General features: G+C 43.0%; 17 protein-coding genes and 1 pseudogene. 16 read left to right on the top strand and 2 right to left on the bottom strand.

The window, feature by feature from the left end; all coding sequences use genetic code 11:
* The first annotated feature begins 63 nt into the window (after positions 1-63).
* From ACP7AA_RS09655 to ACP7AA_RS09590, 14 genes and pseudogenes are all read left to right on the top strand, one after another.
* Positions 64-792: a cupin domain-containing protein gene (locus tag ACP7AA_RS09655; protein WP_426223428.1), complete on the top strand. Its 729-nt coding sequence runs from the start codon at positions 64-66 to the stop codon at positions 790-792.
* A 1-nt stretch (position 793) separates the two neighbouring features.
* Positions 794-1957, top strand: coding sequence for a flavin monoamine oxidase family protein (locus ACP7AA_RS09650; RefSeq protein WP_426223427.1), 1164 nt, complete (start codon positions 794-796; stop codon positions 1955-1957).
* A 606-nt stretch (positions 1958-2563) separates the two neighbouring features.
* Positions 2564-3136 (top strand): TetR/AcrR family transcriptional regulator, encoded by a 573-nt coding sequence (locus ACP7AA_RS09645; protein WP_201565322.1) that lies wholly within the window; start codon positions 2564-2566, stop codon positions 3134-3136.
* A 190-nt stretch (positions 3137-3326) separates the two neighbouring features.
* On the top strand, positions 3327-4844 hold the full coding sequence (betB, locus tag ACP7AA_RS09640; RefSeq protein WP_426223426.1) for a betaine-aldehyde dehydrogenase: 1518 nt from the start codon (positions 3327-3329) through the stop codon (positions 4842-4844).
* A 118-nt stretch (positions 4845-4962) separates the two neighbouring features.
* Positions 4963-6663 (top strand): choline dehydrogenase, encoded by a 1701-nt coding sequence (gene betA / locus ACP7AA_RS09635; RefSeq protein ID WP_426223425.1) that lies wholly within the window; start codon positions 4963-4965, stop codon positions 6661-6663.
* Positions 6664-7016: 353 nt separating this feature from the next.
* Positions 7017-9062 carry a choline BCCT transporter BetT gene (betT, locus tag ACP7AA_RS09630; RefSeq protein ID WP_426223424.1) on the top strand — a complete coding sequence of 682 codons (2046 nt, stop codon included), beginning with the start codon at positions 7017-7019 and terminating at the stop codon, positions 9060-9062.
* 759 nt (positions 9063-9821) lie between these two features.
* On the top strand, positions 9822-10736 hold the full coding sequence (locus ACP7AA_RS09625; RefSeq protein WP_426223423.1) for a hypothetical protein: 915 nt from the start codon (positions 9822-9824) through the stop codon (positions 10734-10736).
* Between the two features lie 57 nt (positions 10737-10793).
* Positions 10794-11378: a YqiA/YcfP family alpha/beta fold hydrolase gene (locus tag ACP7AA_RS09620; protein ID WP_426223422.1), complete on the top strand. Its 585-nt coding sequence runs from the start codon at positions 10794-10796 to the stop codon at positions 11376-11378.
* 436 nt (positions 11379-11814) lie between these two features.
* On the top strand, positions 11815-12450 hold the full coding sequence (locus ACP7AA_RS09615; protein ID WP_426223421.1) for a hypothetical protein: 636 nt from the start codon (positions 11815-11817) through the stop codon (positions 12448-12450).
* A 297-nt stretch (positions 12451-12747) separates the two neighbouring features.
* Entirely contained in the window at positions 12748-13398 is a 651-nt protein-coding gene (locus ACP7AA_RS09610; RefSeq protein WP_426223420.1) for a glutathione S-transferase, read from the top strand.
* A 190-nt stretch (positions 13399-13588) separates the two neighbouring features.
* A pseudogene (locus ACP7AA_RS09605) lies at positions 13589-13790 on the top strand (IS1595 family transposase); the annotation flags it as partial.
* 46 nt (positions 13791-13836) lie between these two features.
* Positions 13837-15156 (top strand): short-chain fatty acid transporter, encoded by a 1320-nt coding sequence (locus ACP7AA_RS09600; protein ID WP_426223419.1) that lies wholly within the window; start codon positions 13837-13839, stop codon positions 15154-15156.
* A gap of 445 nt (positions 15157-15601) precedes the next feature.
* A complete protein-coding gene (locus tag ACP7AA_RS09595) occupies positions 15602-16204 on the top strand; it encodes a hypothetical protein (protein ID WP_426223418.1) in 603 nt (200 codons plus the stop codon).
* Positions 16205-16289: 85 nt separating this feature from the next.
* A complete protein-coding gene (locus ACP7AA_RS09590; protein ID WP_426223524.1) occupies positions 16290-17003 on the top strand; it encodes a DarT1-associated NADAR antitoxin family protein in 714 nt (237 codons plus the stop codon).
* A 214-nt stretch (positions 17004-17217) separates the two neighbouring features.
* Here ACP7AA_RS09590 and ACP7AA_RS09585 read toward each other — a convergent pair whose 3' ends face one another.
* A complete protein-coding gene (locus tag ACP7AA_RS09585; RefSeq protein WP_426223417.1) occupies positions 17218-18213 on the bottom strand; it encodes a diaminopimelate dehydrogenase in 996 nt (331 codons plus the stop codon).
* Between the two features lie 534 nt (positions 18214-18747).
* On the opposite strand from ACP7AA_RS09585, the gene rluF reads away from it, so the two are divergent.
* Together rluF and ppiC are read left to right on the top strand one after the other, a co-directional pair.
* Complete coding sequence (rluF, locus tag ACP7AA_RS09580) at positions 18748-19746, top strand: 23S rRNA pseudouridine(2604) synthase RluF (RefSeq protein ID WP_426223416.1); 999 nt, start codon at positions 18748-18750, stop codon at positions 19744-19746.
* A gap of 165 nt (positions 19747-19911) precedes the next feature.
* The gene (ppiC, locus tag ACP7AA_RS09575; protein ID WP_426223415.1) at positions 19912-20190 is read left to right on the top strand and encodes a peptidylprolyl isomerase PpiC; all 279 of its coding nucleotides are present in this window, start codon (positions 19912-19914) and stop codon (positions 20188-20190) included.
* A 310-nt stretch (positions 20191-20500) separates the two neighbouring features.
* On the opposite strand, the gene ACP7AA_RS09570 is transcribed toward ppiC, so the two are convergent.
* Positions 20501-21028 (bottom strand): peroxiredoxin, encoded by a 528-nt coding sequence (locus ACP7AA_RS09570; protein ID WP_426223414.1) that lies wholly within the window; start codon positions 21026-21028, stop codon positions 20501-20503.
* Between the last annotated feature and the right edge of the window lie 570 nt (positions 21029-21598).

Here is a 21598-nt window from a genome sequence, read left to right as displayed (position 1 = left end):
TGTCAGCCGATGTAAATCAGCGGATAATTGACGGCATCAAACCTTATCTTTGGAAAATATTCTATGCTTATCAATGCAGATTTTACCTGCCGTGCTTCATTAGCGCCCGAACACTATCAATGGGTGTCATCACCGCAAAATGGCGTCGAGCGCGTGATGCTCGACCGCGTCGGCGCAGAAAAAGCCCGTGCCACCAGTATCGTGCGCTATGCCCCTGACTCCTATTTCCCCCATCATTTGCACCCGGGCGGCGAAGAGATTTTGGTGTTGTCGGGTACTTTTTCGGCAGATAATATCGATTATCCAGCAGGTTGGTACTTACGCAATCCACCAAACTCTGGTCATCAGCCGTATAGTAAAGAGGGGGCAGTTATTTTTGTCAAACTTTGGCAAATGCCAGCAGCAGAGGCGCGTTATGTCGCCATCGATACCAATGATGCGGAAAATTGGCAAAAACAAGGCAATCGTGATGTCTGTCATTTATTCTCAGACGCCAGCGAGCAGGTCAGCTTACAACGCTTAGATGCTAATGAAGTGCTATTTACTGAAGCTGTCAAAGGCGGCGCAGAGATACTGGTACTAGACGGTGAATTGATAGACGGCGAGCTAATAGATGTCGAATTAATAGAAGAAAGGATAATAGATAACGCTCAAATTTATACTCGCGGTGGTTGGATACGCTTGCCAGTAGGTGCGCTGCCACCAATAAAGGCAGGCGAGTACGGCGCTACGGTTTATCTTAAAACTGGTCATCTATCTCACATCATCGGCGCTGACGTGGAAGGAGCATAATATGCAAACAGTACCTGTAGCGATTATCGGTGGTGGCTTAAGTGGTTTGTATGCGGCTTATTTATTAGAGAAAAAAGGCGTTGATTATGTGCTGTTAGAAGCGCGTCCAACCTTGGGTGGTCGTATTGTGACAGCACGGGCAACTGACCCAAATACTGCACAAATAACAGATAACACCAGTGGCTTTGATTTGGGACCATCATGGTTTTGGCCAGAGTATCAGCAGCAGTTGGCGCGTCTGATTGATGAGTTGCAGTTAGAGAGTTTTGCGCAATTCGAAGAGGGCGATATGTTGGTTGAGCGCTCACCTAATGAGCCTGCTATGCGTACGCACAGCTATAAAAGTGCGCCGCCGTCTATGCGACTTAAGGGTGGTATGGCGACATTGATTGACGCGCTCTATCAGCGTTTAGATGCCACGCGGATTTTGACCAATCAAAAAGTGTGTCAGCTGCATAATACTGGGCACTATATTGAAATCACTAGCGAAACTGAGTCTGGGCAAGAGGCTGTTTTTCAGAAACAGCAGTGGCAAGCGCAGCACGTACTACTTGCGCTACCGCCTCGATTGGCAGAAGAAAGCATAATATTCGAGCCTGCTTTACCGACCAATCTTACGACTCAGTGGCGAGGGACGGCCACTTGGATGGCGCCGCATGCCAAATACCTCGCTGTTTATGACAGTCCATTTTGGCAACAACAAGGATTATCAGGCTCGGCACGCAGCGGACAAGGACCGATGGTTGAGATTCATGATGCATCGGTGGCAGATGGTAATGGGGCATTATTTGGTTTTATAGGCGTACCTGCAGCCGCACGCCAAACTGTTTCTGCAGACGTATTAAAGCAGCATTGCCGTGCGCAACTGGTGCGTTTATTTGGGGCACAAGCAGAATCACCTCAGGCTGAATATCTTAAGGACTGGGCGCAAGAGCCATTTACGGCAACCGCCACCGATGCTAATAGTGATGGTCAGCATGCCACAGCCCCTATCTCTAAAGCGCTATCTGGCATCTGGGCAAACAGTCTGAGCGGTATTGGTAGCGAGTGGTCAGCGCAGTTTCCCGGTTATATCGCGGGCGCTATCGATGCAGCAAGCATCGGCGTTAAAAATTTACCTGAGTCGATAGCACAGTCAGTTCAAAATAAAAGCGCTACGTTATAGCTATGTGCGACTGTTCTAAATTTTCCTTGCTTGCTGTTATCAAGTGCCACCATATTGATACTTAATAATCTCCATCAGTCTACTTGACTTAAAACTTCAACATTCATTTCTCTGCCTATTTAGACCATGCAGCTTTATCTAAGCCAATGTGGTCTAAATCAGCCTCTTCTAAAATAGAATTTTTTAACACAACTTTCTCTAGAATAATGTTCTATAAAACCCAGATACATACTAGCCCTTCACATTACTGTATTATTTCTATAAAATACCGACCGTGTGGTTTCTTTTATGAGGTAGATAACTTTATCCTTATAAAACTGCTTTTTAAGCTTTGGATAAATAAATAATCCCTATCTTCTTTAAGGCAGAAACCTCATATCTGCGTCTTAGCATCATGGCTAAGAGCTTATGATGAGCTTGCAAGAGTCATCATTTTTAGGTGCTTGGCGTGAGGTATTTAGTAAAGACTGGTTATATGGCGGTAGTTGCCATCACTAGCATTGCCAAAATTGTCAGAATTATTGGTGGTATAGATAGCGGCAATAGTAGCAATAGTGGCGACAAACTTATTCTCAAACTCTTTGGTGCATGAACATCGAGATAAAAATGAAAACAGAAAATGCTTATAAACGTAAAAAACAGCCAGAAATCGTTCGTCGTGCTCTGCTTGATCAGGCAGCACGCATCACGCTAGAGCAAGGGTTGTCTAAAGTCACTTTTCAAGCTGTCGCCGATGCGGTTGGGGTGACCAAAGGTGGGGTGATGCATCATTTCACCACTAAGAATGCGTTGATTTTGGAAGTATTCCATGACGCGATGAAAAAGTTTGAAACAGAGGTCGATACGGCGATGGCCAAAGACCCAGTGCGTTATGGTTCGTTTACCCGTGCCTATATCAATGCCACGATTAGCTTAGGCGAAAAAGGGCAGGAAGAGTTTGATAATCAGGCAACCTTATATGTATTGATGCTGGCGGACAGCGAGCTGCGCAAGCTGTGGGCTGAGTGGTCAAATGCGCAGTTAGACAAGCATAAACCAACTGACAATACCGAAACCCTATGCATGGTGCGTCTGGTCGCTGATGGTATTTGGCTTTCTGATTTTTCCGGCATTAATATATCCGATAAAAAATCATTACGTGAGCGTTTGCTAAAAATGACCCAGCCTGAGCATGAGTAAAACGCTATTTTTGTTTTGATTTAAACACAATACTTTAAACACAGCGCTTTAAGCGTTTATCAAAGAAGCATATAAAGAAAAAATTTTAGAAATAAACGATATAAATTTATTTTAAATACTTAACCCATGACGACATTAGTTGCTATTGGCTTTTTTATAAAGCCTTTACCAGTCGTCGATAGGAGAACCTATGACAGATTCAAACATAAGCAACCCAAACAACTTAAAAGACCTCATCGATTTAGAGCATATCCAAACCGCTTATATCAACGGTCGTTATTTGGCGGTCGATGAATCATTAGCGACATTTGAAGATATTAATCCGGCGACAGGTGAGGTGCTCGCCACCATTCAGCAAACCACCGATGAGCAGATTAATGAAGCGGTAAAAGCGGCGCAACAAGGTCAAAAAGTGTGGGCGGCGATGACAGCGGTTGAGCGCAGTCGGATTTTATTAAAGGCGGTTACGATATTGCGCGAACGCAATGATGTGCTGGCATTGCTCGAAACCAAAGACACGGGTAAAGCGCTTTCTGAAACCAAATATGTTGATATCGTCACCGGTGCCGATGTCGTTGAGTATTATGCCGGTCTTGCACCAATGCTTGAAGGTCGTCAGATTCCGCTGCGTGATAGCAGCTTTGTTTATACCCGCCGCGAACCGCTTGGCGTGGTCGCAGGTATCGGCGCGTGGAATTATCCGATTCAAATCGCGATGTGGAAGGCAGCGCCAGCATTGGCCGCTGGTAATGCGATGATTTTTAAACCCTCAGAAGTCACGCCGTTAACAGCCTTAAAACTGGCGGAAATATTTACCGAAGCAGGCTTACCAGACGGTGTCTTTAACGTTGTGCAAGGGGATTATAAAGTTGGCGAAGCATTAACCCAGCATCCTGATATCGCCAAGGTCTCATTCACAGGCGGCGTGCCAACAGGTAAAAAAGTCATGGCAAGCGCCGCATCATCGTCGCTTAAAGACGTAACCTTGGAGCTTGGTGGTAAATCACCATTGATCATTTTCGACGATGCCGATATCGATACCGCTGCTGATATTGCCATGATGGCGAACTTTTACAGTACAGGTCAGGTCTGTACCAATGGCACGCGCGTCTTTATCCCAAAAGCGCTACAATCCAAGTTTGAAGAGGCAATCTTGACGCGTGTTAAGCGTATCAAGCTCGGCAATCCGCTGGACGAGAGCATCAATATGGGGCCATTGGTTAGCTTCCCGCATATGGAGCGAGTGCTTGGTTATATCGAGCAAGGTAAAGCGGGCGGTGCGCGTTTATTGGTGGGCGGCGAACGTATCACGGCAGGCGAGCTTGCCAATGGGGCATTCGTTGCACCGACCGTGTTTAGCGATTGCAGCGATGATATGACCATCGTACGTGAGGAAATATTTGGTCCAGTCATGTCGATATTGACCTACGAGCTTGAGGAAGAAGTGATTCGCCGTGCCAATGATACCGAGTACGGTTTGGCAGCAGGAGTGGTAACTGCTGATTTGACCCGCGCGCATCGCGTTATTGGGCAGATAGAGGCGGGTATCTGCTGGCTAAATACGTGGGGCGAGTCGCCTGCGCAAATGCCAGTAGGCGGTTATAAGCATTCTGGTATTGGCCGCGAAAACGGCATCGAAGCCCTTGAGCACTATACGCAGACCAAATCTATCCAAGTAGAGCTTGGCAAGTTTGAATCGGTATTTTAAGCAATTGTACGGTAAGAATTTTTAAACAGTAAGGTTAAGGCGAGAGGAATAATTTTTCCTTTTCGCGCCGCCTTACTGCTATGAAATGATGGATATTTTTAATTTTATGGAGCGTTTTATGATATCAACCACACCTGAATATGACTACATCATCGTCGGCGCAGGCTCAGCAGGCAACGTGCTAGCCACGCGCTTGACCGAAGATGCCAACATTAAGGTGTTGCTGTTAGAGGCAGGTCGTCCAGACCATCGCTTAGACTTTCGCACCCAGATGCCAGCGGCACTCGCCATGCCGCTACAAGGCACCACGTATAACTGGGGCTACAAAACAGATCCCGAACCCTATATGAATAACCGCGTCATGGACTGTGGCCGCGGTAAAGGGCTGGGCGGCTCATCATTGATTAATGGGATGTGCTATATCCGTGGTAACGCGCTCGATTTTGATGATTGGGCAAAAATTAAAGGCTTAGAGAACTGGACGTATCTCGACTGCTTACCCTACTTTAAAAAGTCAGAAAACTGCGATGCAGGCGAAAATGACTATCATGGCGTCGGTGGTCCGGTTGAAATGACTACCTCAAAACCTGGCGTCAATCCATTATTTGAAGCGATGATTGAAGCGGGCGTGCAAGCTGGCTATCCGCGTACAGAGGATCTAAACGGCTATCAACAAGAGGGCTTTGGGCCGATGGATCGCTTTGTAACCCCTAATGGTCGCCGTGCTTCCACCGCGCGTGGGTATCTTGACCGTGCTAAACCGCGTAGCAATATCACTATTTTGACTGGCGCATTGACCGATGTCATCTTGTTCGATGGCAAACGTGCTGTCGGCGTTAAAGTCGCACATCAAGGTCAAACTAAAAACTTCTACGCGTCTCGTGAAGTGATTGTTTCATCGGGTGCGATTGCCTCGCCGCAACTGCTACAGCGTTCAGGGATTGGTCCTGGTCAATGGCTTAAAGATGTGGGCGTGACTGAAATTCTAGATTTACCGGGTGTCGGTAATAACCTACAAGACCATTTAGAGCTGTATATGCAGTATGAATGTAAGCTACCGGTCTCAATTGCGCCTGCCAATAAATGGTGGAATAAGCCAGCGATTGGTGCGGAATGGTTGTTTAATGGCACCGGACTTGGGGCATCAAATCAGTTTGAAGGCGGCGGCTTTATCCGTACCGATGAGAAGTTTACCCATCCTAATATTCAGTATCATTTCTTGCCGCTAGCGGTGCGTTACGATGGCCGCAGCGCGGTGAAAGCTCATAGCTTCCAAGCGCATGTGGGCTCATTACGTTCGCCAAGTCGCGGTCGCGTCAAGCTAACCTCGAAAGACCCAAGCGCGCATCCTAGTATCTTATTTAACTATATGTCGCATGAGCAAGACTGGCAAGAGTTCCGCGCCGCCATGCGTATCACTCGCGAGATTATGCATCAGCCAGCGCTTGACCCTTATCGTGGTCGAGCCATTGCGCCGACCGATGATTTGGTGGCCGATGCGCAGTTGGACGAATATGTCCGTAACCATAGTGAGACGGCTTATCATCCATCATGTACTTGTGCGATGGGCGAAGGCAATGATTCGGTGGTTAATGGCGAAGGTCTGGTACACGGTATCGATGGCTTGCGCGTCGTCGATGCGTCGATTATGCCAAATATCATCAGTGGTAATCTAAATGCGACCACTATTATGCTCGCCGAAAAAATCGTCGATAAGATGAAAGGTAAGCAATTACCACGCTCGACGGTAGATTATTACGTTGCCAATGGCGCACCGCTCAGAGCCGAGCCGATGCGCGATTACAGTTTTGTTGTTTAAATGGCTGTCTAAACGACGGCATAAGCTATTGGGCAATAAACAATATAAGACTATTTCAAAAAAGAAGGCCTTTCACAGTAAAGGTCTTTTTTATCAGCGCTTATGTTAAGCAAATAAAGCCTTTAAGGCGGCCTCTGTTTAGCATTTGCTTTGCTATTTTAATAACAGTCTATATCTAGCAAATTTTATTTATTGGTACTGCTTTGTGCGTCATGCGGTGATTCGTATTTTATGTGACTATTAGTCATAAAACTATTAGTCATAAAACTATTAGTCATAAAACTATGCAGTCATAAGACTATGACGGACAAAGCAATATCAGACCCTGTTTAATTTACCTATTGAGGTCTTTTATGTACAGCTCGCCATCAGAAGATGCGACGAAACCCCTGACTCTAAATAAGACGGTTTTTTTAGGTTCAGCTATTATTTCTATTTTATTGATTATCTGGACGATTGTGTTTCCAGATTATAGTGAGACATTATTAAGCTCAAGCATGGCATGGGTATCAGAGAGTTTTGGCTGGTATTATATGCTGGTGGTTGCCGCTTATAGTATTTTTGCCTTGTTTGTTGGTTTTTCTAAATACGGCGATATCAAGCTTGGGCAAGACCACGAAAAAGCCCAGTTCCCGTTTTTAGCATGGGCGGCGATGTTGTTCTCCGCGGGTATCGGAATTGATTTACTCTTCTTTGGTGCCTCTGAGCCGTTGATGCATTATTTGACACCGCATACTGGTTTAGAGCCTGCCAGTGCCGAAGCCATGCGTGAAGCACTGTCGCAGACTTTTTTACACTGGGGTATTCATGGTTGGGGCATTTATGCCTTAATCGGTATGGCATTGGCGTATTTTGCTTATCGTAAAAATATGCCACTTGCGCTACGTTCACCGCTGACACCTATCTTTGGCGAGCGCTTAATCAAAGGCTGGCTTGGTGATGGTATTGATACCTTTGGCGTCGTCTGTACCTTAATGGGTATTGCCACCAGTTTAGGTATTGGGGTATTGCAGGCCAATGCCGGCTTGACTCATGTTTTCGGTATCGAATCTAGCAAAATGGTGCAGAGCCTGATTATCTTAGGCGTGGTTATTGCTGCCGCTATTTCTGCCATGACCGGCGTTGAAAAAGGCGTACGCCGTTTATCCGAATTTAATATGCTGTCGTCGATATTGCTACTATTGGCCATATTGGTACTGGGTAATACCGTTTATTTGCTCAATACCTTTACTCAAAATATTGGTCAATACTTTCAGACTATTATTTTTAAAACCTTTGATGTCTATGCTTATGATGGTACGGCTGGTGCTGACTGGAAGTCAGGTTGGACGATATTTTTCTGGGCATGGTGGGTTGCTTGGGCACCCTTTGTAGGATTATTTATCGCGCGTATTAGCCGTGGTCGTACTTTGCGAGAGTTTGTCTTTGGCGTGATGTTTATTCCACTTGGTTTTATCTTTGCATGGTTCTCTATCTTTGGTAATTCAGCGATAGATTTGGTCGCCAATGGTGCCACCGAACTTGGTGAAATCGCCGTCAATGACGCGGCGATGGGTATGTTTGCCTTGTTTGAATACTTCCCTTATAGCGATGCTTTTTCATTGGCGGGCGTGGTTATTGGCCTGATATTTTTTGTGACGTCTGCTGACTCAGGCGCTTTAGTCCTCGCGAACCTAAGCTCAAGAGGTATGACCAATGATACCGACGCACCTGTTTGGTTGCGCCTATTTTGGGCAGCAGCCACGGGCTTGATTACTTTAGGCTTACTGTTTGCGGGTGGTTTCGCCTCGTTACAATCGGTGTCTGTGATTGCCGGTTTACCGTTCTCACTTATTTTAGTGCTTTACATGATGGCTATGTGGAAGTCATTAAAAGAAGAGGGCAATAAGCGCAAAGCCAGTACCGTTGGCACAGCAAACGTGCTCGATAGTGGTAAAGGTTGGAAGGCGCGCTTGCAACGTATCGTCAGTTTCCCAAGCCATAAACAAGTCGAACGCTTTTTACAAACGGTGGTTAAACCTGCCATGATTGAAGTTGAAAAAGAGCTAAAAGATGGTGGCCTTAAGACGGCATTGGATATCCGCAATCTGGCCAGCATTGGCAAAGATATAGACGCTGGAATGGATGAAGATGACGGTCAGATAGATGGGGTAAAACTGCGTGTCGGTCATGGTGATGAAGATGACTTTATTTATGAAGTCAACCTCATCAAAGCTGAGCGACCAAACTTTACGCTCAACACTTCAAGCAAGCAGGCCGAGTTTTATTACCGTGCTGAGGTATTTTTAAGTGATGGCTCGCAAGAGTATGACTTGGTTGGCTACACCAAAGAGCAAGTGCTGGTTGATATCTTGCATCAGTACGAATGTCATATGCAGTATCTGCATTTAGAACGTTAATTCATTTATTAAATCATTCATCAAACGCCAGTATATGGCTTGCTAGATTTTAGATATCTGATTCACAATTTGGCAAAAGATAACCCCGTAAGTTGCATATGGCTTATGGGGTTTTTTATATGAATTGGATCAATAAATAATAAGCTTAATGATAAATTTAGTGATAAATCTAGTAATAAGTGATTGGGCGACAGCAGTTGTCGCACAGCTTTTTTTAGCCTCTTTATTTTTATAAGGTTTTATATTATAGTTATTGAGTCAGGCAAAAATAACATGGCAAACAGTTAACCCTCGGGGCGCAACGCTTCACTTTTTAACTGAGTTGTCTTTAGCAAGCATTTTAATAATGTCCTTTGAACAGTATTTTTTAAACAGTATTATTTTCGTTTACTCCTAAACCACTTCGCCTGTACAAATCCAAACCTAAACCCCAAAAAACATATTGATTGATAATCAGAAAAACTGAACAGAGAACGCTCGTTAATTTTAATTCTTAAGAGTAATAACGATGAAAAAAGCAGCTTCATGATAATGACCAGCTACGGCTAAACAATTAGAAAAAACACCGAATCCTACATTCTAAAACCGATTAACTTACTTAACTTTATAGCTAATAACGTCATTCGATAAAATGGCGAATAGACTCGGCTGGCTTAAAATTGCGCTTAATAAACCCCAAAAAATAAGAAAACAATACGAAAAACAATACGAAAAATACTGCAACGAACAAACTAAAATCAAAATAATAAGGATATAACAATGACAAAGTTAACCTATCAATTTGAGCAAAAACGCATAGACGATATGCAGTGGTCAGATGGCGCAAAACTGTCTGGAATAACGGCACTGGCGAATGATGAGAAAGAGCGGGTACGAAACAGCCCATTGTTTTATCTTGAGACAGTTTCGATAAACAATTATGAAGATGATGTGTATTTTGTCAATAATACCGATGATACCTTAAGTTTTGTCGCGCCGTTTAGGCTGTGCCGAAACATAAATGATGCAAGGGCTAAGCTTGGTGATGTCAGTGCTGAAAACGTAGAAAAAATAAAGCTTTATAGCGATGATATAGACCGTTTATACACGGATGTTTTACCCAAGCAAGGGGTGCGTATTGGCAGTATTCATATCATTTATGATAGCGATGCGCTGATGCAATGGTTTATCAATGTGCCTTATAAGGGCGTTAATACGCATTATGGCATTTGGTGCTTTAACGTAGTGAAGAAGGGCGGTATTGGCGGATCTTATCCATTGCTTTTGCAGGACTTTAGTAAGCCCTCAAACGTGGTGGGTGCTGATTGTTTGACTGAGCGCGATGAGATGCCGATAGAGCCTTTGCTCTATGACGAGCGCTGCTCGGTGTTAGAACAATTTATCGCTCAGTATGGCGTGGCTGACGCCATATTTATCTTGGCCATTAATGATGTGCTTTATCGCTATTGTGTGGGCTGGAGTGCGCCCTACAATGAGTCGGATATTCAGGCAAAAGATATTGCGCGTAAATTAACAGAGCAAAAGCCAAAAGATACTGAGGCGGTAAAAGCCATTGTCCAAGCCGTTTACGATTTTTGGTTTAATAAAGGTTTTGCAAAAAATATCTCAATGCAAGCTTGTGAGGAGATTTTAAGTTTATACCAAGCGCAGATTGCCAATCAAAAAGCGGTTTAAATAACAGACCAGATTAATAACAATAACTCTAAAGAATAATGATAAAAGGAGAGAGCTATGATGTTTCCTATCGAAAATAACGAGACGTTTTTACTGTTTTTTCATGGTCTTGATTCAAGTTGTGAAACCAGTAAGTATACTTGTATCAAACGTGAGCCGAAGTATTGTCAAACGGTAAATTACCGCGAAAATTTTGCAGAAATGTTTGAGATTTACGATGCTTTAATTCAAAAAAAGATGCAAGAATATCCACGCGTGGTGCTGGCAGGGCATTCGCTTGGTGGTTGGTTTGCCAATCATTTTGCTCATAAATATAACTTACGCGCGCTCTTGATTGCGCCTTGTATTTATCCAAGTGACGTTTTAGCCGACCGTATTCCGGCAGTGGCCGATATGAAACTGTCTTTTCCGACCTCAAACATTGAGATGGTACGAGTTATGGTGGAAGTCGACGATGAAAGCTTGGATGTGGCGGTCGCTAGACGAACCCTGGTTAATCTGCCTGAAAGCTGGGAAGTTGATTGTTTCGACGGCGGTCATCACCGTATCGCTCGCAGTAGTGATATTTGGTATCACTTGGTTCATTTGTGTGAAGACCCTATTGTTTGGATGGATGAAGCGACGTATCATGGTGAAGATTAAGATATTTCTTTAAAAAAGAAGCATTGATATCAGTATTTATTTTCTATGAGCTGATGTGCTATCATTATTAAACGATCTAATCATCTATGGCCGATTCGATTTAAAAAGAATGCAGTGCTGCTGAGATAAATTTTTCGAAGCCTCTGGAGTGCGAAGCGCACAGCAAGCTAGGAAAATTTATCTCAGCAGAACGTTATTTTGAACGTATCTCTTTTATATTGAACTGACTATATCGTGGGTTTAACAGTTTTGTCGTTACCAATTGCTATTGCAAATTATCATGACTGCAATGGGTGGTGGCGTACAAACCTTGCAACTTCCAGCACGATATAAAACAATCCTGGTAAAGCGCATGAGCCTGTACTCCGACATCCTCATTTGTGCCTGATTTTATACTTTTTCGTCGGAGTTATAGGAATCTAAGGTCTTCACTATCATGAGCCAATCTGCCAATCCATCCAAATATACTCGCCGTTATCATCCGCGTCATCCTTTAGCACAATATGCAATCACTCAAATAGATAGCCTCGAGCTGTGCGCGCAAGATATTGTCAAAGCCATGGGTTATTCTATTAAGTACACGATTCCTGCCTGTGATCGTTTGCGTCATGTATTGTCTAATAAACATCTTGGTCTCGATGGTAGCTATATGGATAAATGCTTTACCGCCGATGAGTTTTTAGCCAAGCTGTTTTTGGTACTAGAATTGCCTTATGAGCGCTTTGCCGAAGATATTGCCCAGATTAAATATGAGTTGGCGCATTGTCCTCAGCCGCAACCTCGATATCGCTTACAAGCCGATGTCGATTATAAATTTACTGGCGGCGCAAATTGGATGTCGCGTTGGGGAGTCTCGTTTTTAGAGCAGGTACGTTTGCCAAGTGGATTTGCTAAATTGGATGAAGCTGCGCGTAAGGCCATTATTAAACAAGGTATCCGCGATCATTATCGGCAGCATGATGGTCAACTGCCTTATGATGGGATTATTAAAGGCTATCGCTTGATTGTTGAGCAGCAAGATGAAGTGGTCGACAAAATAGAATATGGATTGCCAAAATCTAGCAGTGTTTAATAGCCTAAGCATTATTAGTCTTATAGTTCTAAAAAAAGCCTCACTATTTTGAATAATAGTGAGGCTTTTTTTTATTGGGTAACTATTATTTTAAAATTGAACGAACGTTTTTTAAGCGGGCTCGCCACCATATCCTTAAACATCAAACCTAGCCTTGAGGGCAAGTACTAGCATTGTTATCATGAATAGGTGAAGGTATGGTCATAACCACTGCTAAAATACGCACATACCTTAGCCATAAAATTATAGCTTTTGTGTCTATACTTATTAATCTTAATTTAACGGCGAACCCTATCTATGACTTCCTCTTATCCGTGTCTGTACTCTTTTCGTCGCTGCCCTTATGCCATGCGCGCCCGCCTTGGCATATTGTTTGCCGAGCTGCAGGTAGAGCTGCGCGAGATAACGCTGAAAAATAAGCCGCCACAGATGCTAGCGATTAGCCCAAAAGGTACGGTGCCTGTGTTGCAGCTTTTGGATGGCACGGTGATTGAAGAGAGTAGAGAGATAATGATATGGGCGCTTGAGCAGCAAGATCCGCAAGGATTGCTTCATGATGCAGCTCTGCATGAAGCGAATGTATTGATTGATAAAAACGATAATGAGTTTAAATATTGGCTCGATCGCTATAAATACGCTGACCGTCATCTCGAGATGACCCAAACAGAATATCGACAGAAGGGTGAAGTATTTTTACAGCTTTTAGAGGAATTACTAACTAAAAATCCTTATTTGCTAGGGAAGGGTATCACGCTTGCTGATATTGGGATTATGCCTTTTGTCCGTCAATTCGCTCATGTAAATCGCGATGTTTTTTACAATCTCCCTTATCCAAATTTGCAGCGTTGGCTACAAGATTGGCTTCAGCATCCACTTTTTTTGCAAGCGATGACCAAGTTTCAGCCGTGGCAAGATGGGGATGAGGTGGTGGTTTTTCCGGTAATCTAATCTCGAAGATTGGTAAATGAACATCTAAGCTGGATTGTCTTGTATACAATTTTTTCCAGCCAAAAAAATATTCACTAAGGGCTTAAAGGCAAGCCTTCCTCTCGCTATTTAGCCTATTTGGTTTCTGTAGGGTTAACGAGATAGCTGAACTAGAGACTGTAGTAGATGGGCACTACGCTAGACTACTTTTATGAAGATAACCCATTGTAAAATAAGTAAAAAAGCACAGCGAAAGCTCTTAGAGTTTTTTGCGGCTGAAGTAACTGCAAGAACAGCGTTAGATTTGCTCAATACCCAGGCTAACACTGCTGCGCTTTTTTATCATAAAATAAGACTCGTTATAGAGTATTATTTATCATCTTGAAGCAGATGAAATCTTTGACCGTGAAGTCTAATTAGACATTCAGGGGATACTTATATACAAAAGGGAGTTATAAAATGAAAGGAATCACACGTTTCTCGAACAGCTTGATGGAAAAGTATCTACCAGATCCATTTTTGTTCGTCATTATTTTAACCTTGGTTATTTTTGCCATGGGTCTAGGTTTAACCGATTCTTCACCGGTACAAATGGTGGCGTTTTGGGGTGAAGGGTTCTGGGCATTGCTTGCATTCTCCATGCAAATGGTCTTGGTATTGGTCACGGGTTACGTATTGGCAAGCAGTCCAATATTTAAAAAAGGTTTAGGGAAGCTGGCAAGTTTGGCCAAATCGCCAGGCAGCGCGATTATCTTGGTAACCTTAGTGTCGCTTGCGGCAAGCTGGATCAACTGGGGATTTGGGCTGGTCATTGGGGCATTATTTGCCAAAGAATTGGCAAAGCGTGTCGAATATGTCGATTATCGTTTATTGATTGCCAGTGCTTATTCTGGCTTTATTATTTGGCATGCTGGGTTTTCGGGTTCCATTCCCTTATCCATTGCCACAGCAGGCCATCCATTTGTTGATAAAATTGGCGTCATTCCAACCAGTGCCACTATTTTTGCGAGCTATAACTTAATTATCTTGGCGGCATTAGTTATTATTGTCCCTTTATTAAATCGTATAATGATGCCAACAAAAGAAGATACGATTACGGTCGACCCTAAGCTTTTAGTAGATCCTATCATTGAGGTGCTGCCAGCCAAATCGGATATGACACCAGCAGAGCGATTGGAAAACAGCTGGATTTTGTCAATGGTCATCGGCATCTTGGGCATTGCTTTTATTATCTATTATTTCGTGCAAAACGGTTTTGCTTTAACGCTCGACCTAGTTAACTTTATGTTTTTATTCCTTGGCATTATATTCCATGGCACACCTCGCAATTATTTGATTGCTATTCAAGAGGCGGTCAAAGGTGCAGGCGGTATTATCGTTCAATTCCCGTTTTATGCCGGTATTATGGGAATGATGACGGCATCTGGTTTGGCAGGGGTGATGTCAGAAGCGTTTGTCAACGTTTCGACAGCAGAGACGTTGCCACTTTTCGCTTTTCTAAGTGCAGGACTCGTCAATTTCTTTGTTCCTTCAGGTGGCGGGCAGTGGGCGGTACAAGCACCAATTATGTTAGAGGCGGCAGAAATGCTAGGCAGTGACCCTGCAAAAGTTGCTATGGCAGTAGCATGGGGTGATGCATGGACAAATATGATTCAGCCTTTTTGGGCGTTGCCGGCACTAGCAATTGCGGGACTTAAAGCCAAAGATATTATGGGATTTTGTGTCATCGTATTGATTGTCAGTGGCGTTGTGATTGGTTTAGGACTATTGTTTTTATAATTTAAATCTAGATCTAGATTTTCGGCCTCGTCTGCATTTTGTAGACGAGGGCTTTTTTATGCGTGGCAGTATAAGGTAAACTTGCAATCTGAGGTTTAAATAGCGCGTCGATTATTATTGACAGGCTATCATTTAGGATGTTTATTTTCCTACTCTAAAAACCTCTTATTTGTTAATCATAATATTAAACCACTTCTCATCTCTATCCGCTCTTTAGTCATTGGTCATTGGTCATGGATAAGTCATATCATCTATGCCGAAGAAAGCGTACAGCTCGACAAATATTTTTATCCTTGCTAATATACAAGCACATCGTGGGTTTAACGCTACTTCCAGCACGATGAAAAACAATAACTGGTAAAACGCACAACTCCTTTTTCTCTGTAAAGTTAAAGCGACTGTGCTGAATCATTTTGGCATAAACAGAGTAACAGGAGCGCCTCATATGACTATTTCTAGTCTATCGACAACGACACTGCAATCTATCATTCTAAAATGCATCGAGCAAAAAAAACTATCCCATCATGAAATACTGACGCTAATGGGGTATCATAATCATCCTAAAACGACAGACAAAGCCATTAATCGCTTGCAAACAGTTCTATCTAGCCCTGCGTTGGGACTGAATAATAAAATCTACGATTTTAAGTATGCTGCCTCGGAATTTGTTGAAAAGTTATGTGGCGTTTTGGGTATCGATAAAGCGGTATACCAACCACTTTTAACAGAGTTAGAGCGCGATGCCAGTCATTCATTAAATGCTATCACACCGATTGTTTATGCTGATATTACCTTTAATGAAGACTTTAGATCGTCATTCAATTCATATATGGCGGTGGACAGATTTAAACGCATCTCATTAGATGATGAAGTCAGGCTATTACCGCGTCAAAAGCAGCTAGACATCATTAATGAGCGCATCACTGCACACTATAAGGCGATGCAGGGTAAAATTCCATTTGCTGGGGTGATTAAAGGATATAAAGTAGTATTCAATAATGGCCACGACGATGAAGCACGACTTTATATTGCACATCACCAGCTATAAAAGACGCGTTATAAAAACACATTTATACAAGACTATTGATAATTAAGATATAAGGCATATTGCAATGCAAGAAACACAGAACCCTATGGAACAAGCGCAAAACGCGGTAGAACACAGACCGGTATTCATGCCTAGAGTCAATAGTGACAATTTGGTCAAAACGGACATGGTAAGGTTTGAGCGGCACGTGGGGTTTGCCAGTAGACAAAAGAAAAAATCCATCAATGATATGCATCAAGTCATTCGCAAAAAATATGGCTTTAGTCACGTCTTAGAGCTATCGAGTAAGTCTGGCAATAAATTGAGTTTTCCGCTCAGTCCATTGAGCTTAAAGCTTACCAATGAGCATGATGGTCAAGCGTATAGTGTCGAAAACGCCTTTCAGAGCAGCATGATTTTTGAGGATGGTGGTCCGTATACTGACTTGCTGACAGTCCCGCCAAGACAAGCCAAAAAGGATGAGCGTTTAACAACCTCAGGTGAACTGATTGGCTATAATTATTTTGGCATGGAGTGGAGTGTAGAGCCATTGACTACATTTTATGACTGGCTGTATGTGAATGCTCTCAAGCAAAATATTCATCTGCATGAGGAAGTCATGCAATATCAAGCTTTTACGGATCGTGAGTTTAATCCTAAGAAATCTATCCATTGTGCGGCTTATGCGCTAGCGATGTTTGTCGCGCTCAATAAACGTGGGTTGCTCGATAATGTTGAAGATCCAACGGTGTTTTTTAACTTATACCATGAGTTTAAAGTGAGTAACACCGAGCATCTTTTGGAAGAGGGTTGGGTCTGAATGATTTATAAAGCAAAATCCTTATACATCGTCAATGGGCTTTAAATCACGTAGAAAGATTTCTACTGTTTATTTAGCATATAGCCATAACGTAGCGCTTTTATTTTGAACTGATTCTAGCTCACCAAAAACCAGATTATAAAAAAAGCACCAAGCCATTAAGGTTCGGTGCTTTTTTGAGCTCAGTTTTTTATTTCTAGTCTAGCGCAGACGTTTACAGTAGCTCTTTACGCAGCTGAGCTGGAGTCTTAGGAGATAATAAGCTAGGTGCGACGTCGAGTACGGTTTTCGCACCGGTCTCACCTGCCAAGTTCATTTTATAGGCGGCGCGGGCATAGGCTACGAGTACGCTAGAGGTAAACTCAGGATTACTGCCAAGCTTTAATGAAAACTCCAACACTTGGTTGTTCTGCTCATTATTGATACCGCTCACACCACTGCGAATCACAAAACCGCCATGGGGCATTTTTTGGTGTTCATGATCAAACGTTGATTGGTCGATAAAGTGCACCTTGGTATCGTAGTCGGCAAAGTAGTCCGGCATGGTCACGATGGTGTTGCGTACGGTATCGGCATCTGCGCCATCTGCTAAGACGATATAGCATTCGCGGGTGTGCTTTTCGCGGGTACTCAGCGTTGGCTGCTCGCCATTTCGTACCCGTGCCATGGCAGGTTCTGACGGAATGGTATATTGCACGCCTGATTTCACACCATCTACGCGGCGTACCGCATCTGAGTGGCCCTGACTTAAGCCCTTGCCCCAAAAGGTATAGGTTTCGCCAACCGGTAAAATGGCTTCGCCGTATAAGCGGTTGATGGAAAACAAACCGGGATCCCAACCGACGGACAACATGGCGACTTTGTTGGCTTGCTTGGCAGGTGTATCAAGTGCTGCAAAGTACTCAGGAATCTTAGCGTGAGTATCGAAGCTATCGACAATATTAAATAAACCAGCCAACGCTGGACCTTGCTCAGGCAAATCAGACTTAGAGCCGCCACATAAGATCAGCACATCTATCTCGTCTTTATATTGGGCAATATCGTCCATGGCGTACACGGGCACGCTGTCGTCAATCAGGGTGACGGAGGCAGGATCTCGGCGGCTGAATACACAGACTAACTGCATGTCTGGGCTTTGTTTGATGGCGGCTTGCGCGCCGCGGCCAAGGTTGCCGTAACCGGCGATGGCGACTCTAATTATTGGGGTCATTATGATTAGCCTTACGTTGGTGTAGCGGACAGTCCGTTACTTAGCTACTGCTGGTGTGATAAGTATCAAGTAGCACATGCTATCTAATTAGTACTTGTTGTGCAATAAGGCTTTGCAGTAAGCTGAACGGTAATAAACGGATGGTTTACAGAAATGGTATCTATTTTAGAGGATTACTATAACAAGTGATAGGGTACTGTCATACTAAACTTGAACTGCGTTTTAGATGCTCACAAAGATGTATGGCGTAGGGTGGGGCGAAATTTTCTGGTGAAATTAAATCAGAATCTCTCCAAACTGACATCGATTAACGTTCATTACTATAACTTAAGCGAAGCAATGGTCACGGCCATGAGACTACTTGTACCTTTAAACAATGAGCAATAAACAATGAGCAATAGGTTTTTGCCCATCTCTCCTGAAACGTGAACTGAATTTACTATATAATGTCAGCCATCTCGTTGTTGATAATCCATTCAGTTGAGGTCTTTTTCTTAGCAAGAAAGACTTTTTATTAGGTAAAAACGGTGCTTTATGTTTAACGCTTCTTCGACTCGCTTAAATAAATACATTAGCGAAAGCGGTATTTGCTCCAGGCGCGACGCTGATCGCTTTATTGAACAAGGTAATGTATACGTCAATGGCAAGCGTGCTCAAGTAGGCGCGCAAGTAGTTGCTGGAGATGTAGTAAAAGTTAATGGCCAGCTTATTGAGCCACGGGAAGCAGATGATTTCGTTTTTATTGCGTTGAATAAACCAGTAGGCATTGTGAGCACCACAGAAAGCTCTGAGAAAAACAATATCGTTGATTTTGTGAGACATAGCGTACGTATTTTTCCGATTGGGCGTTTGGATAAAGATTCCCAAGGTTTAATCTTTTTAACGAGCAATGGCGATTTGGTTAATAAGGTGTTACGTGCTGGTAATAACCACGAAAAAGATTATGTGGTGACGGTAAATAAGCCGATAACGGATAGTTTTATTGAAGGTTTAGCCGGTGGCGTGCCTATTTTGGGCAGGATGACGAAAAAATGTCCGGTCACTAAGGTGTCGCCTAACGTGTTTAACATCACGCTAGTGCAAGGTTTAAACCGTCAAATTCGCCGTATGTGTGAGCATTTTGGCTATGAAGTCGTGAAGCTTGAGCGCACACGTATTATGAATGTGAGTCTTAAGGGTCTTCCCGTTGGAGACTGGCGAGATTTAACCCCAAAAGAGATGGCTGTTTTACTTAAATCTATAGAAGACTCTTCTTCGGAAGACAGTACTGCTGCTAAGAAATCTCGTAAGGCGCCACGAAAAAAACCTCGTACTGATACTTCGTCAAAGTCAAAAGAATCTTCAAAACCAACGGGCGCAGCAAAGGGAAATGCGAAACATCCCAAAGATGGTGCTAGAAAACCAGCGGGTTCTAAAGGTAAAGACAGACGTCCTTTTGGTGATAGCAAGAAGCCTGGTGGCAAGGGCAAACCTGCTGCAAATGGCAAGCGCCCTGCAAAAGGTCGAGGTTCTTCGCGGTCCTCAAAACGATAGATAGGTAGTGGCAGCGCCACTTAAAAGGCACCGATTTTCATCCAAAGAGTAGCGCCTGTGGGGATAATGACTTTTGATGCAGTAGCGAATAAAAGTGAGGTCAGTAACCAAGGTAAGTAGTGATATAATGCCCGGATAATCGATATTTTATAAAGGGTTTACATTATGGCTCGTACCGCTAGCGCATTACACATTTTAGTAAAAGACAAAGAGCTGGCTGACGACATTATTACCAAGCTTAAAAAAGGCGCCCAGTTTGATGTGTTGGCTAAGAAACACTCAACCTGCCCATCAGGTAAAAAAGGCGGCAGCTTAGGTGAGTTTAAACAAGGTCAAATGGTACCGGCATTCGATAAAGTCTGCTTCAACGGCGAACTCTTTACCCCGCATTTAGTGAAAACCAAGTTTGGTTGGCATGTGGTTAAAGTGCTTTATAGGACGTAAGCGTTAAAGCCTGTAATGGTATAGAAGCTTTGAGCTGTTTTTAATAGATAATACACAAAAAGCTAGACAGCTTGAGTTGTCTAGCTTTTCTTATGGTTAATACTTATCTGTCTGCCAAAAATTATACTCACATTGTCACTATCCCTAAAAATAACACCGCTCAGCGATAGAAATTTTTATAAAAAACATAAAAAAACTGCGTAGCCCTTATATTTAAGGACTTGGCAGTTCTACAGTTTTTAAATATCCGTATTTGATCATCTATCGATGCTTGATAACGCTTAATAACAACAGTCAACAGTCAATGTGGTTAAGCATTACTTTTCAAATAATCTAACATAGTATCTGCATCTGATACTTCAAAAGGGTCTGTTGGACAGTTGTCGTCAAAACCAGCTTCCTTAAACACTTTTTTGATGGCTTTATTGTCGACATACATCGAATAACGCCATGAACGCATACCAAAGCCAAGATTGCTCTTATCAACGAGCATGCCCATTTTACGAGTGAACTCACCATTACCATCAGGAAGCAAGAAAACGTTTTCACGGTTTTGCTTTAGGCCCCATTGGTACATGACGAAGGCATCATTGACAGAAACACAAACGATTTCATCTACGCCTAACGCCTTAAACTCATTGTAAAGTTCTTCATAACGCGGTAGATGGCTGGTCGAACACGTTGGTGTAAAGGCACCTGGTAGTGAGAACACAACCACTTTTTTATTGGCAAATAGCTCATCTGTGGTCAAGTCTTGCCATTTAAATGGATTGTCTCCTTCGATAGATTCATCACGAACACGGGTTTTGAAAGTCACATCAGGTACATGGGTAATCATTATTTACTCCGATTTAGGTTATTGTCTTTTTGTTTTTAAAATGCTTCATTTATATGATAATAGTTATAGCACTCCATAAGCAAATCTTTAAGCTGATAGTCACTATATAAGCTATCAAAATAAATGGAAAGAGAAGCCAAGCCTAAGAGTTGTTTATCCTAAAGTTCTTATCTTTATTGACAATATGATATATCTCACAGGCTTTAATTCTACTGATGACCGTATTTATGATAGAGTAAACCCCCAGACCACGATTACTTTTTATGGTAGTAAAGAGCGTCCAGAAGTTGCCGTAATAGAGTTTCGTACATGGGGAGCGGGCAATACTCAGAACTCAAAATTTGTTAGACTAGATAAACTAAAAGGTAATACTCCATTAAAAAGTAACTGTAATTTTAAAGATGTCTCTACTAGAGACAGAGATGATGACGTCGAAACAGGAGCATCAGTATGACCCCTGCCGTCAAATCCGTACAGTTAAACTTGGGAGATTTTAATTACGCAGCTTGACGATAATAGTCAAACCACACCTGTCTTGGCGATCTATAGCCTAAACTCTTTTGAATCCTC

The sequence above is a fragment of the Psychrobacter sp. DWR1-2-3 genome (genome assembly GCF_049896465.1).
GTDB lineage: Bacteria > Pseudomonadota > Gammaproteobacteria > Pseudomonadales > Moraxellaceae > Psychrobacter > Psychrobacter maritimus.
Note: the sequence above shows the minus strand (reverse complement) of the source record. Positions and strands in the feature narration are given on the sequence as shown.